Origin of the sequence: Bacillus sp. MMSF_3328 (genome assembly GCF_030733525.1) — a bacterium.
In the GTDB taxonomy this organism is placed as follows: domain Bacteria; phylum Bacillota; class Bacilli; order Bacillales; family Cytobacillaceae; genus Bacillus_AB; species Bacillus_AB infantis.
Genome location: NZ_JASHIV010000001.1, coordinates 255,585 through 269,839 on the forward strand (window position 1 = coordinate 255,585; position 14,255 = coordinate 269,839).

General features: G+C 46.1%; 13 protein-coding genes. All 13 read left to right on the plus strand.

Going from position 1 to position 14,255, the window contains the following annotated elements; all coding sequences use genetic code 11:
- Positions 1-176: 176 nt before the first annotated feature.
- The 13 genes from RBB45_RS01235 (at position 177) to RBB45_RS01295 (ending at position 14,189) form a co-directional block, all read left to right on the plus strand.
- The gene (locus RBB45_RS01235) at positions 177-827 is read left to right on the plus strand and encodes a DUF4912 domain-containing protein (protein ID WP_022544193.1); all 651 of its coding nucleotides are present in this window, start codon (positions 177-179) and stop codon (positions 825-827) included.
- Entirely contained in the window at positions 781-3,123 is a 2,343-nt protein-coding gene (locus RBB45_RS01240; RefSeq protein ID WP_224951511.1) for a glycosyltransferase, read from the plus strand. The genes RBB45_RS01235 and RBB45_RS01240 overlap by 47 nt, the downstream gene beginning before the upstream one ends.
- A gap of 41 nt (positions 3,124-3,164) precedes the next feature.
- Entirely contained in the window at positions 3,165-3,740 is a 576-nt protein-coding gene (locus RBB45_RS01245; protein ID WP_009794887.1) for a hypothetical protein, read from the plus strand.
- Positions 3,741-3,851: 111 nt separating this feature from the next.
- Entirely contained in the window at positions 3,852-4,001 is a 150-nt protein-coding gene (gene rpmG, locus RBB45_RS01250) for a 50S ribosomal protein L33 (protein WP_022544192.1), read from the plus strand.
- 144 nt (positions 4,002-4,145) lie between these two features.
- Positions 4,146-4,703, plus strand: a complete 558-nt coding sequence (locus RBB45_RS01255; RefSeq protein ID WP_022544191.1) for a 5-formyltetrahydrofolate cyclo-ligase — start codon at positions 4,146-4,148, stop codon at positions 4,701-4,703.
- Positions 4,693-5,484 carry a DUF92 domain-containing protein gene (locus RBB45_RS01260; RefSeq protein WP_009794891.1) on the plus strand — a complete coding sequence of 264 codons (792 nt, stop codon included), beginning with the start codon at positions 4,693-4,695 and terminating at the stop codon, positions 5,482-5,484. The genes RBB45_RS01255 and RBB45_RS01260 overlap by 11 nt, the downstream gene beginning before the upstream one ends.
- An 85-nt stretch (positions 5,485-5,569) precedes the next feature.
- On the plus strand, positions 5,570-5,761 hold the full coding sequence (locus tag RBB45_RS01265) for a hypothetical protein (protein ID WP_009794893.1): 192 nt from the start codon (positions 5,570-5,572) through the stop codon (positions 5,759-5,761).
- A 226-nt stretch (positions 5,762-5,987) separates the two neighbouring features.
- Entirely contained in the window at positions 5,988-7,523 is a 1,536-nt protein-coding gene (locus tag RBB45_RS01270) for a rhomboid family protein (protein ID WP_022544189.1), read from the plus strand.
- 164 nt (positions 7,524-7,687) lie between these two features.
- The gene (locus RBB45_RS01275; RefSeq protein WP_148949031.1) at positions 7,688-9,148 is read left to right on the plus strand and encodes a spore germination protein; all 1,461 of its coding nucleotides are present in this window, start codon (positions 7,688-7,690) and stop codon (positions 9,146-9,148) included.
- A 328-nt stretch (positions 9,149-9,476) separates the two neighbouring features.
- Positions 9,477-9,680 (plus strand): YqgQ family protein, encoded by a 204-nt coding sequence (locus RBB45_RS01280; protein WP_009794897.1) that lies wholly within the window; start codon positions 9,477-9,479, stop codon positions 9,678-9,680.
- Between the two features lie 18 nt (positions 9,681-9,698).
- On the plus strand, positions 9,699-10,664 hold the full coding sequence (locus RBB45_RS01285; protein WP_224951508.1) for an ROK family glucokinase: 966 nt from the start codon (positions 9,699-9,701) through the stop codon (positions 10,662-10,664).
- A gap of 350 nt (positions 10,665-11,014) precedes the next feature.
- Complete coding sequence (locus RBB45_RS01290; protein WP_224951506.1) at positions 11,015-12,892, plus strand: LTA synthase family protein; 1,878 nt, start codon at positions 11,015-11,017, stop codon at positions 12,890-12,892.
- A 109-nt stretch (positions 12,893-13,001) separates the two neighbouring features.
- On the plus strand, positions 13,002-14,189 hold the full coding sequence (locus RBB45_RS01295) for a M14 family metallopeptidase (RefSeq protein WP_224951504.1): 1,188 nt from the start codon (positions 13,002-13,004) through the stop codon (positions 14,187-14,189).
- Positions 14,190-14,255: the final 66 nt, after the last annotated feature.

The window sequence follows — 14,255 nt, forward strand, 5'->3', positions numbered from 1 at the left end:
ACTGGTTCTAAACTCATGCAGAAAAATTAATTTGCCCTCCGGTGCCAGTGCTCAAAGGACCTGCATAATACGACAAAATGCGTTCATTGTGGGGGCGCATGTTCAGTGATAACATGAGAGTAATAAGACGGGCCGGCAGGGCATATAATGGCAGGTTGGCCGGCAGGAGGTGCACCATGCAATCTGAAATTATCAGATTAAGGGAGAAAGGGCTCTCTTTCAGGAATATTGCAAAAGAGCTCGGTACAACCCGGGGAAAAGTTCAGTATCAGTGGATGAAACACTTGAAAGAGACGGAGGAGAAAGAGGATGAAAAGGAGCAAAAACAGAGTGTGACAGAAGCGGGCCGGGTACCGCCGGATTGTTTGATGAAAGAAGAAGGGATAGCTGCCTGGCAAGTGCAGGATGGATGCATATATTCCTTCTGGAGGACGGCAGCCATGAAGAAATCCCTTGCTGCGTCATATTTTGAAGTTCATGTAAGTGAACTGGAGGATGCAATCAGGCTTTATGATATCACCAGCATAATCTTTAATGGCAGCAATGCACACAGTATCCAGGAACATATCCTCGCTGAAGGGCAGAACTCCAGCATTTTTAAAAACCTGGCCCCTGACCGGTCTTACTGCATTGAAGCAGGAGCCAGGATTCGCGGCAGATTCATACCCTTTATGAGATCCAATTCAGTTCAAATACCGAGGAATTCCGAAGCACAGGCAGGGCGTCTTATGGAAGATCTAAAAGCACACGAAAATGGGTCCCCGCCAAATTGGATTGAACATGTCAGCACATACAGCTTTTATACAAATGAAAAGGGAGGCGTTTAAACTGGCTGCTACAGAAGGATTTATCGTATACGCAGAAGCGCCTGTCATGAACTTTTATTCAGAGAACCGGGAAATGCAGGATGAAGTTTTTTCTTTTACTGAGAAGTTCGTTCTGCTTCTCGACAATGTTCAGGAAAAACAAGGGATTAAGCTGGCGGTAACTCCCATCTACTTTGAACTTCTCGATCAGCCTGATTTTCAGCAGAAAATGGCTGACTATTTAAACAAGGATAAGCGGGCTGGAAAGGTGCTTCAAATTTGGGAGAAGCATCAGGGAAGGCTGAATATCTTTGTGCGCCAGCTTGCCGAAAGCGGCCAGCTGGAGCTCCTTGCTTCTCCGTCATGTTCAGCGATCCTCCCTTTTCTTTCGACTCAGCATGGAATAAGAATGCAGATTGATTCTGGGATTTCCATCATAAATGATTATTTTTCCATCCATCCGGCAGGATTCTGGTTTCCAAAAGGGGCTTATGAGCAAGGGCTGGATCTTTATCTGGCTGAAGCAGGTATCCTTCACAGCTATATAAACGGCAGGACGATCGGCTATGCAGACCCGGCGCCGCAGGATGGAAGGAAGAGAGAGGTCTTATCTCCCCACGGGGTAATCATGATTCCTGTCTATCACTTTAAGGGGACAGAAAAAAAGGAAGATGGTATGCCGGCGGTCAGCCTGCATGATCTCTATGTTTCTAACCTTGAAGAACTATCCGCTGTATCAGTCTCCTCCGCCAAGGAAAGAGCTGAGGAATTGGAAAGGGTGCACCTTTCCTCATCATTTTTAGAAAATTGCGGAGTTCCATTTGAAGAGATATCCGGCTTATGGGAGGAGTGCTTCTTCCAGGAAAGGAAACTTGAGAAGATTGCAGAATCTTTGATGAATAGCCGGGAGCTGAGGATTTATAAACAAATGGCAAGAGAATGGATGTTTTTCTTGAATACCCTTGGAGCACATCCCGATTACCGGGGCGAATCAGAGAAGCATGCCGAAGCATTCCGGAAGCTGGAGAAGCTTTTTGCGGCTGGGGAGGGAGGAGAGGCCTTCCTGGAGGAACTGGAGGTGAAATCACCCATCCTTGCAGCAATTGGAGGCAGAGGAGAGCATATTGCCGAAAAGGGCAGTTTGCCAAAGATACTGATGCTGTCCTGGGAGTACCCGCCCAATATCGTCGGAGGCCTTTCCCGTCATGTCCATGGACTGGCCACCAGCCTTGCAGGAAAAGGCTTCGACGTTCATGTTCTTACTGCCGGTACAGACGGCGCGCCGAAGGAGGAGAGTGCAGATGGAGTCACTGTCCATCGGGTGAAGCCGCTTGCTGCTGCAGAAGAAGATTTTCTGTACTGGGTAGGGAGCCTGAATCTGGCTATGGCTGAAAAAGGGCTGGAGCTGGCACGTATCCACCGCTTCTCCCTCATACATGCACATGACTGGCTTGCAGGACCAGCTTCAGAATCGCTGAAATCTGAGCTCGGCATACCGCTCTTGGCAACGATACATGCAACGGAATATGGAAGGAATAAGGGCATATATACGGAAATACAGAAGTTCATTCATCAGAAGGAAAGCAGGCTGGCTGAGGCTGCAGATATGCTGATTGTCTGCAGCAGATATATGAGAGATGAGATCCGGAAAATCTTTCATATAGAAGGAAAGCCTGTTCACATCATAGCCAATGGAATTCATCCTGGTGATTTTCGCCAGCCGGAAAAAGATGTTTTAAGCCAGCTGCCAGTTGACCCGCACAGAAGGCTAGTATTTTCCCTTGGCAGAATGGTGAAGGAAAAAGGCTTTGATACCCTATTGGAAGCAGCAGCCCTCATGAAAGAAGAGTTTCCGGATGTGTATTATTTTATAGCTGGAAAAGGTCCGCTATTGGATTTCTATAGAAGGAAAACGGAAGAAATGGGGCTGTCCGGGACCGTATTCTTTATAGGATTCATTGGTGATGAGCAGCGCAACGCTTTATTTTCACTATGTAATGTTGCGGTTTTTCCAAGTGAATATGAGCCTTTTGGTATAGTGGCGCTGGAATCGATGATGCATGGCAAACCTACCATCGTGTCAGACACAGGCGGCCTGAAAGGGATTATCAGCCATAGAAGAACAGGTCTGCTGATGGAGCCGGGAAGTGCTCAAAGCTTTAAGGAACAAGCCGCTTTCCTCCTTTGCAATGAACAAGAAGCCGAAGTGATCGGAAGCATGGGAAAGACTGCGGCTCTGCAGCTGTTCAGCTGGGACAGGATCGCTGAAGAAACCAAACGGGTGATTGAAGACTGTGTGCTGGGCTGCAGAATCTAGCGGGCCATCTGACTATATAGAAGGGATAAAGGTGCGAGGCAATGAGACAATCAGCCAATCTGCAAGATTTGGACCAAGACAGCAGGCGGGCAGGCGGGAAGCTGCTCGTCAGGCAGGGAGTATGGCTGGAAGGCCGGACCTGCTGGCAGGAAAAGGGATATGGCGGGGAGATTTTTCTTAAAAAAGGAGTTACGGTCTCTTTTAGCCAAGAAAAGGCCGAAACAGAATCTGATTTATTTTTTGCGAAAGTGGCAAATGAACAAGCATCTTCCATCTCTGTTAAATTATTGTTTGCTTTTTATCAGGAAGCAGCGGGCGAGGCTTTTTCATTTGTTTCACCTTCAAGAGAGGCGATTTATCACGCATGTAATAACAAGCTGTTCCTGATCACTCCTGATTCACCCTGCAGGAATCGGACACAGCTTTCGGCCCTGTCCATGAGTGCTGCTTTGGACGGACAAATCTGGAAGCATGAAAAAAGGGGAATATTGAATTATGTCCCGATGATCAGGGGGGAGACTTCCAGTGTGCTGCTTTTGGAGATTTCCATACCAGCAAAAAATATGGTCCATGGAGGGGCTTCTGTTTCGCTAAGGCCGCTGGATAAGAATGTTTGATCAAAAATTAAAAGTCATGAAAAAACGGACTAGCATTTAAGCTGAATTAATGATATTATAGAAAAGTCGTATGAACGAACTAGGATGAAACATAGTTTGGAGGGAAATTACATGCGTGTGAACATTACGTTGGCTTGCACAGAGACTGGTGATCGTAACTATATTACTAAAAAAAATAAACGTAACAACCCAGATCGTCTTGAGCTTAAGAAATACAGCCCAAGATTGAAGCGTGTTACATTGCACCGCGAAACAAAATAAACAGTGGATTCTTCCACTGTTTTTTTGTTTTCATTTTTAGAGTCCGGACTTGTCCGGGCTTTTTTTTTCTTCATCCGTATATTCCTCTTCATATCCCCTATTATGCTATGATGAAGAAAAAGGCTCTGAAGGGAAGGAAATGACTTGGCAGATAAAAATAAGCTTCGGAAAGAAGTGAAAGAGAAGCTTTCGGAAATAACGAAACAGGAATATGAACAATGGTCCTATCAGCTGGCACAAAGGCTATATAATGAAGAAAGCTGGAAAAAGGCAGATACAATCGGGATAACAGTCTCCAGGTTTCCTGAACCGGATACCCTGCAAATTATCCGCCGCGCCTGGGAGGAAGGAAAGAGGGTCGCAGTCCCTAAATGCTTTCCTGCGGATAGAAAGATGGAATTCAGGAGGCTGACTTCCTTCCTCGAGCTGGAATCCGTGTATTACGGTTTATTGGAACCTATTGAAGCATTGACAGAAAAGATTGAGCCGGAGGAATTCGGCCTGATGATTGTCCCCGGCCTTGCTTATTGTTCCGGCGGCTTGCGGCTTGGCTTCGGAGGAGGCTATTATGACCGCTGGCTAGCCGGATATGGCGGGGACACCATTTCCCTTGCCTTCCGCATGCAAATGGTTCCTGAAATGCCTGTTGAGCCCCACGACAAAAAAATTGATATGATTATTACAGCTCCTGATGATGTTTGATTTTTTATGGCCGGCAGCTTTTGTGCTGCTCGCAGCTTTCCTAAGCCTGAAGCTTCGTCTTCTGGCTCCGTCAGGGAGCATTGCAGCCGCAGCAGCGGGAATATGCATAGTTATGGGGACCGGCTGGCGGGGGCTGGCTCTTCTGGGGCTGTTTTTTTTAACATCCAGCTTTTGGTCGGTATATAAAAAGAAACAAAAAACAGCGATGGAAGAAAAGCAGGGAAAGGGAGCGCAGAGAAACTGGCTTCAGGTCGCAGCCAATGGGGGGCTTGCTGCACTCTTCAGCATCATATACGCTTTTGATCCGCAGATCCTGTGGCTTTCTGCCTTTTCTATTTCCCTGGCCAGCGCCAATTCGGATACCTGGTCTTCAGAGATAGGGGCTTTGAGCAAATCCTCCCCTATCTCCATCAGGACATGGAGAAAAGCATCAGCAGGGACATCCGGGGCAGTAAGCGTCCTTGGGTCGGCAGCAGGTGCAGCAGGCTCGCTGGTTATAGCTGGGGGAGCAGCTTTGCTTTTTTCCTTTTCTTCAGAGCATATGATGGCCATCTTTCTGTTCGGATGCATCGGTAATATACTGGATACCTTTATCGGCGCCTATTGGCAGGCTTCATACAGATGTGGATTCTGCGGGGCCGAGATGGAAAAAAGCAAACATTGCGGAAACAGGTCTGAATTGGTTTCCGGGTTCAGATGGATGACCAACGATGCTGTTAATTTTGCAAGCGGGTCAGCTGCTTCTCTTTTGTGGATCGGCTGCCTGCTTTGGCTGTCATGATACATACAGGCACCCGGCTGCAACATTTAATGCTGATGGATAATATGGAGTTTTTCGTTAAAAATAATCTCAGGAGGGATGATGTATGTCACGGATTATTTCCATATTAGCCATTGGCATCGGGGGATATTATCTTTATCAAAACCGTTTTCGAGTGGTGAATACAGTGCTGGGAAGCTCTGTCCTGCGCCGCCTGTTTGTTACTTCATTGATGAATGTGCCAGGCGTAAGGAATAAAATGATGAAATCGGTGTTTTCCGGAAACACAGGCTGGTAAGCTTGCCGGAATTGCCCGAAAAAAGGTCCAGTAAGGGCCTTTTTATTTTGGGAAAATGCCGTTCAATTTGTTTAAGTCTGTTTAGGATGGGCGCAAATAAGGAAAAAATGTATAACTGCTGAACGTTCGGGAGCAGGTGCTAGACAAAAGGAGAGGGCATTGCCTATAGTGTAAGAGGGTAAATGCGCCGGAGTTGCCAAAGAAAGTAGGGGAAGCATTGGTATATATGGAAGATTATTTATTTTGGAGGCTGGCCTATTTTTTGATTGCCGAAAAAGACTACAGGCTTGTGCAGATGTCGAAGAACCAGAACGAAATCTGGCTCGAAAAACTGGAAAGCAAGGATACACAGGTAGTCAGGCTGCTGCGGAGAAATCTGGATTGGGGAAATTCGCTCCAGCGCGATATTGACCTCACAGCAGCGAATGGAGAAAACATAAGGAAGCAGGTCAGAAAAAGAGAGCTGACTATCCTCAATATATATATAACGGCTTATCCGCCGGTTGATGATTATACATTCAGGCTTGATCCGCCTTCCGGTGCAGGGGGCAAAACGAAGGTGGCCAATATCCTGATTGACCGGGCAGGCTATGAAGATGGGCTGAAGAAAGCAGGGGATTTTCTCGGCACTTCCATTTCATTTGACTTAAAGCAGGAGTATGAAGAAGCAGAAGTAGAAAACGTAAAGCGTGCTGCCCTGGGAAATGCAGCTGATAAAGTGAAAGCAGATAAGGCTGTTTTTAATCAGGGCAGACCGATTTTCACCTACCTTTTTATCTTTATCCAGGTAGCCATGTTCTTTTGGCTGGAAGCTAATGGAGGAAGCGAGATAACCTCAGTGCTGATTGAATATGGGGCAAAATACAATCCGCTCATTCTAGAAGGTGAGTGGTGGCGTTTCTTTACACCGATTGTGCTTCATATCGGTCTGCTGCATCTGATCATGAATACATTGGCCCTTTATTATCTGGGAACAGCTGTAGAAAGGATATATGGAAGCACACGGTTCCTGTTCATTTATATTCTGGCAGGTTTCATGGGCGCCCTGGCCAGCTTCCTGTTCAACTCAAGTGTTTCTGCGGGTGCGAGCGGAGCCATTTTTGGCTGTTTCGGTGCACTTCTCTATTTCGGCCTGATTCAGCCCAAATTATTCTTCAGGACCATGGGGCTGAACATCCTGATTGTACTCGGCATCAATCTGCTTTTTGGTTTTTCTGTACCGGGCATCGATAATGCCGGTCATCTTGGCGGCCTTGCAGGAGGCTTCCTTGCAGCCGGTATGGTCCATTTGCCTAAAAAAAGAAGATTCGGTATACAGCTCCTTTTCCTTGTACTGGCATCTGCCGTCATTTATTCAGGGCTCTCCTATGGCTTCAGTCCTGACAGGGAGCTTGATGAGGAATCTGTTTTTGTAATGGCGCAGGAATACACCAAGAACAGGGAATATGATAAAGCGTACAGCCTTGTTAGTGAAAGGGTGGAAAACTCAGAAAGTTCTTCTGCTGAAATGCGGCTGCTTCTGTCTTATCTGGAGCTGGAGAGAGGAGAAGCAGAGAAGGCAAGGAACAGGCTTGAAGAGCTTGTCGCTGAACAGCCTGATCTGGATGGGGCGTATTACTATCTTGCCGTCATTTCCTATAATGAGCAGGATACTGCAAAGGCCAAAGAATATGCAGAACAGGCAATTGAACTGAACCCCTCTGAAGAGGGTTATAGACTTTTGCTGGAAGAAATCACAGGTAATGAGGTGCAGCTCAAGTAGAGCTGTACCTTTTTAGTATGCCAGTCCGTAATGGTTAACTGCTCAAGTATATCTTCCTCAAAGATGAACTGGATAATTTCCCGGCATGGTATGTTTTTTCCATCCATTGTCTATGATGAGACTATTGATTTGGAATAAGATGTTTATACTGTCAGGATGTGTTGATGATGGAAGGAACGAAAAAGCATGTCAGCCCCGTTCTCCGGGAAAATACCGCCTATCTGAAAGAAGCGCTCGGGGTTGATAAGAGCTTTGATGTGATTCAGCTGAATGTGGAATATGCTGAAAGGGAAATGGCACTGTATCTGGTTGATGGATTTGTGAAAGATGATATTCTCCATTATCTGATGAAATTGCTTTCAAGCCTGGATAAAGAACAGCTGGAAGGGGACACCCTGGCAAAGCTTGTCAAAACCTATATCCCGTATGTTGAGGTAGAGACTCTGGATGATCTTGACAAGGTCGTGGATGCTGTACTGTCTGGCCCCACAGCATTATTTGCAGATGGCGTGGACAAAGCGATCCTGATTGATGCGCGGACCTATCCTGTCAGGGGGCCGGAGGAGCCTGATACGGAAAGAGTGGTCAGGGGATCGAGGGACGGGTTCGTTGAAACCCTTGTCTTCAATACAGCATTAACACGGAGGCGGATCCGGGACCGTACTTTGCGCATGGAATATATGCAGGTGGGGAGAAGGTCAAAGACTGATATTGTGGTCAGCTATATCGAGGACATTGCTGATCCGGATACAGTGAAGAAAATAAAGGAAGCTCTATCAAAGATTGATACAGACGGCCTCCCGATGGCTGAAAAAACGATTGAGGAGTTCATTTCAGGCAGGCACTGGAACCCGTTTCCGATGGTCAGGTATACCGAACGCCCCGACACGGCAGCGACCCACTTGTTTGAGGGCCATATATGCATTATGATCGATGGCTCGCCAAGTGTGATGATAACCCCGACCACCTTCTGGCACCATCTACAGCACGCAGAAGAATACAGGAACAAGCCGATGATTGGAGCGTATCTGCGATTTGTCCGTTTTCTTGCAGTCTGGGCGTCGATTTTCCTGCTGCCGTTTTATTATCTGCTGGCCGTAAAGCCAGAATTGCTCCCGGAAAAACTTGCCTATATCGGACCGAATGAAGTGGGTGAGCTGCCTCTTATCCTTCAGTTTTTGATCATTGAGCTTGGGCTTGATATGCTTCGGATGGCTGCCATACATACTCCTTCCGCCCTTGCGACAGCCTTGGGGCTTGTCGCCGCCCTGATGATCGGCCAGGTGGCCGTAGAGGTTGGGCTGTTCATCAATGAGGTAGTTTTGTACCTCGCCATTGCAGCGATCGGCACTTTTTCAACTCCAAGCTATGAAATGAGCCTCGCCAACAGGCTTGTCAGAATATTTCTGCTGCTGGCCACAGCAGCATTCCATGAATATGGATTCATGCTTGCGGTAACATTCCTTATCTTTATGCTTGCGAGAATCAATTCATTTGGTGTCCCTTACCTTTGGCCGTTCCTTCCGTTCAACTTAAGGGCATTCAGGGATGTGCTGCTAAGATCGCCGATTCCCCTGAAAAACAGGCGTCCGCGGTTTCTTCATCCCAAAGATCCTGATCGTTGAAAGATACATTGGATATTGGCAAAGCCCCTCTTGATTTGAGGGGTTTTTTTTGTATCCAAATTGCTGGGTTATTTGTTGAAACTCTATTTATCATTGCTGATGAATCAACATGGTATTTTTGGTTTGGTGCAATATGAAAAAGCTTATCCCCCGGCCCATCTGTTCTGGAAGGCTGCTTGAGCTGCTGCCTGCTGAGCCGTTTGTCTTGTTCAGCCTTAAAAAGATCTCAAGCTGCTGTTTTCCATTGAGATAGCTATGTTTTTCGATTATACTTTTGATGTAACCGCTGCAAAAATATGAAAGCAAACCAATAGTAAGAGGGTTGAGAATGAAAAGCATTTATGATGTACAGCAATTTCTAAAAAAGTATGGGACCTTCATTTATATTGGAGACAGGTCGGCTGACCTTGAGCTGATGGAAGAGGAGCTGATGGAGCTCCGGCAGTCCCAGCTGATTGATCCAAAGGATTTTCAGACTGCTCTTTTGCTCGTCAGGCACGAAAGGCAGCTGCAGCTTAAAAACAAACGATAGAAGGAAAAGGTGACAATAATGGCTGAAAAATGGCTGATCGGAGTGGATTTGGGAGGAACGACAACCAAATTGGCTTTTTTGAATTTTTACGGAGAAATCATTCATAAATGGGAGATACCGACTGATAATTCTAATTATGGCAAGAATATCACCATTAATATTGCCAAAGCAATTGATCAGAAGCTTGAAGAACTGGATCACAGCAAGGAAAATGTTGCCGGCATCGGAATGGGGGCGCCCGGCCCGGTAGATCTTGCTTCAGGTGTCGTTTATAATACTGTAAATCTTGGCTGGAAAGATAATTATCCTTTAAAGGATCTGCTTGAAGTGGAAACCTCTTTGCCGGTCATCATAGATAATGATGCCAATTGTGCCGCGCTGGGTGAAATGTGGAAGGGTGCCGGGGACGGCGCTAAAGACCTTGTATGTGTCACACTCGGAACTGGAGTCGGCGGAGGGGTAATCGCCAACGGCGACATAGTCCAGGGAACAAGCGGAGCGGCCGGGGAAATTGGTCATATTGCCGCTATTCCTGAAGGCGGGGCTCCCTGCAATTGCGGCAAAACCGGCTGCCTGGAGACGATCGCTTCGGCTACTGGTATTGTGAGGATTGCGCTGGACAAGATGAAAAAGGGACAAGATGAAGGCATGCTGCATGAATTGCACAGGAATAATGGATTCTTATCTGCTAAAGATGTCTTCGATGCAGCCAGACAGGAAGACGATACAGCCGGCAAGGTTATTGAAGAAGTTTCCTTCTATCTGGGGCTTGTGCTGGCCAATATTGCCAATACACTCAACCCTGAGAAGATCGTGCTCGGCGGCGGCGTTTCCAAAGCCGGAAGCATACTGCTGGATCCTGTCAAAGCTCAGTTTGCCCGTTTTGCTTTTCCAAGGGTTGCGGTGTCCACGTCAATTGATATTGCCACTCTTGGCAATGACGCCGGAGTCATTGGCGCTGCCTGGCTTATCAAAAATAAATGATTATAAAAAGCCTTCTGCCTGCGCAGAAGGTTTTTTTTGTGAAGAAAACCAGAGGATTTAAGGTTGGGAAAAAGGAAACCATAATAGCATAGTAAAAAGTCCCCCTATGGCGGGAGACAGTCATCGGACTATAGAAGCATTTTTGGCAGAACAGGACAAACCGGAAACCTTTCATTGTTTGAAACGTCTAATAAGATGGGTAAGAAGGAATCAGCCAATAACCTATTATACATTCAGAATGTAAATGTAAAATTGATTTTTTATTGAGAAAGCATTAAGATTATCTTTGTTGATCTTCCATAATTTAGCATACGCTTGTCTTTCAATCGGCAATGCAGGGAGGTATGATCATGGGGAATAAAAGATGGCCTGCGCTTAACCTGATTGGATTTGCGGTAGCAGTGCTCTGGCTTAAAACCTATATCGCCTATAAAACTAGCTTCGATATAAAAATTGAGAACTTCAAACAGGAAATAATCCTGCTGATCAATCCGCTTAGTTTTTTAATGTTTGTGCTGGGATTCGGACTTTTTCTGAAGAAGAAAAATCAAGTCAGGTATGTTGTTATTTCCAGTTTCATTATATCAGCCATCCTTTTTGCAAATGTGGTCTTTTACCGGTTTTTCAATGATTTCCTGACAGTCCCGGTTCTATTCCAAACGAGCAATATGAGCGATCTTGGAAGCAGTGTAAGCGAGCTGCTTAATTTGACTGATCTGCTTTATTTTGCAGATTTTATTATTCTGGCCATCATCATGATGTTCAGACCCCAGGCACTGGTGTACCGCGAACATTCCCAAAAGAACCGGAGGGCATTCTTCCTGGCTGCCGTTGCCATTGCCTTCTTTAATTTAGGGCTTGCAGAAACCGAGCGTCCCCAGCTGCTGACACGTACCTTTGACAGGGAAATGCTGGTCAAGAATATCGGCACCTATAATTATCATATTTACGATGTGTTCCTGCAGTCAAAATCCTCAGCACAGCGGGCCTTGGCTGACGGGAGCGAATTGGCGGACATAGGAAATTATGCGCGCGCCAGCTACGTTGCCCCGGCGGATGATATGTTCGGCATTGCCAAAGGGAAGAATGTCATTCTCATTTCAATGGAATCCACCCAGAATTTTGTCATAAATGAAAAAGTCAACGGGCAGGAAATCACACCTTTTCTGAATGACTTCATAAAAGAAAGCTACTATTTCAATAATTTTTACCATCAGACAGCACAAGGGAAAACATCTGACTCTGAATTCCTTGTGGATAATTCCCTTTATCCGCTCAGCAGGGGAGCAGTATTTTTCACCCATTCCGGGAATGAATTTGCCGCTGCTCCTGAAATCCTGAATCAGAACGGATATTACACAGCGTCACTCCATGCCAACAATAAGAGCTTCTGGAACAGGGATATCATGTATGATTCATTTGGTTATCAGCGGTTTTATTCTCTTCCGGATTATGAGGTGACTGAAACCAATTCAGTCGGCTGGGGGATGAAAGATATCGATTTCTTCGAACAGTCAATACAGCACTTAAAAGAAATGCCTGAACCTTATTATGCAAAGTTCATCACGCTGACCAACCACTTCCCCTTCGAGCTTGGGGAAGAAGATCAGTTCATTGAACCATATACTTCCGGCAACAAAACGGTTGATAACTATTTCCCTACTGTCCGCTACACTGATGAAGCCATTAAAAATTTCATTCAGAAGCTTAAAGATGAGGGGATATATGAAGATTCCATCATCATCCTTTATGGTGACCATTACGGCATCTCAGAGAACCATAATAAAGCGATGGGAGAGTTCCTTGGCACAGAGGTTACTCCGTTTGTAAGCACCCAGCTGCAGCGGGTCCCTCTCATCATACACATTCCTGGCCAGGAGGGAAAAACGATTTCGAAAGTGTCCGGGCAGATCGATATAAAGCCGACTATACTCCATCTCCTTGGCATAGACACCAGGGATGACATCGATTTTGGATCAGATCTGTTTGCAAATGACCGCCAGGAGTTTACGGTGCTTAGGGATGGCAGCTTCATTACAAAAGACTATATTTATACAAGGGACACCTGCTACAGCAAGGAAACCGCTGAACCGGCGGACGCTGCAGCCTGTGAGCCGTATATAGAGAAAGCAAAAAATGAACTTGAATATTCCGATAAAATTATTTATGGCGACCTCCTGAGGTTTTATGAGGATTCTCCGTATATTAAACAAAAGGGCGATAACTGAATCACACGGAAAAAGGGGCTGCAAAGAAAAAATGCAGCCCTTCTTTTATAGACCGTAATGATGGGCCTCTTTCTGTCATACATATGAGAAGATGGAAAGGGGGATCTTCATGAAAGTAGCAGTCCGATCAGGCGATACGCTTTGGTATTACAGCAGTCTTTTTATGGTTCCAGCAGGGCTTTTGGCTGACTCCAACCCTGGGGTGGATCCGGCAATGCTGCAAATCGGCCAGGAAATAGCGATTCCCGGCTTTACTGTACAATCCTATATAATCCGCGAAAATGATACCTTCTGGAAAATAAGCGCGTCCCGCAGCCTTTCAGTGGATGCGCTGCTTCTCCTGAACCAGGATGTCAATCCAAACAGGATACAGCCCGGAGAGGAAATACTGATTCCTGTGAGGGCCGTTTCCCCAGTCGTAAATGGGCGGATAAAATATACATTTGACCAGCTTGAAAATGATATCAGGGAGCTTGCCGACATCTTTCCCTTCATAAAGATAGGTTCAGCAGGGGAAAGCGTCCTCGGAAAAACCCTATATGAAATCAGGCTCGGCAATGGGAGCAAGAAGGTGCACCTGAATGCTTCATTCCATGCCAATGAATGGATCACATCATCTGTATTAATGCTCCAACTGAACACATTCCTGCTATCTCTAACCAACAGCACGCCCATAAGGGGCATCAGCACACTTCCTTTATATGATTCAGTCGATCTATCCATCGTACCGATGGTAAACCCGGATGGGGTAAACCTGGTCCTGGAAGGGCCTCCCGGAGGAATGGAAGCAGAACTGGCAGAAATCAACAGGGGCAGCACAGATTTTACAGGCTGGAAAGCCAATATCCAGGGAGTGGACCTGAACAATCAATTTCCCGCCAAGTGGGAAGTAGAAAAAGAGCGGACAGAAGAAAAGGCTCCTGCACCAAGGGATTTTCCAGGGACTGCCCCTTTAACAGAGCCAGAGGCTCAGGCGATGGCAGCACTTGCAAGGGAGCGGGAATTTGGAAGGATTCTTGCCTATCATACCCAGGGAGAGGAGTTCTATTGGGGATATGAGGGTCTGGAACCGCCTGAATCTGCCGCGCTTGCCAGCGAGTTTGCAAGGGTAAGCGGCTATGAGGCCATCCAGTATGTGGACAGTTTTGCAGGATACAAGGATTGGTTTATAAAAGAATTCCAGAGGCCCGGTTTCACGATCGAACTGGGAAAAGGGATCAACCCGCTTCCGTTGTCGCAGTTTGATGAAATATATGAAGAGACGCTCGGTATCTTCCTCGCTTCCATATATATGTAATTCACATATTCGCCGATTATCGGTTTAAAAATTTTTGTTATTAAAATATAATATATTTGTAATATA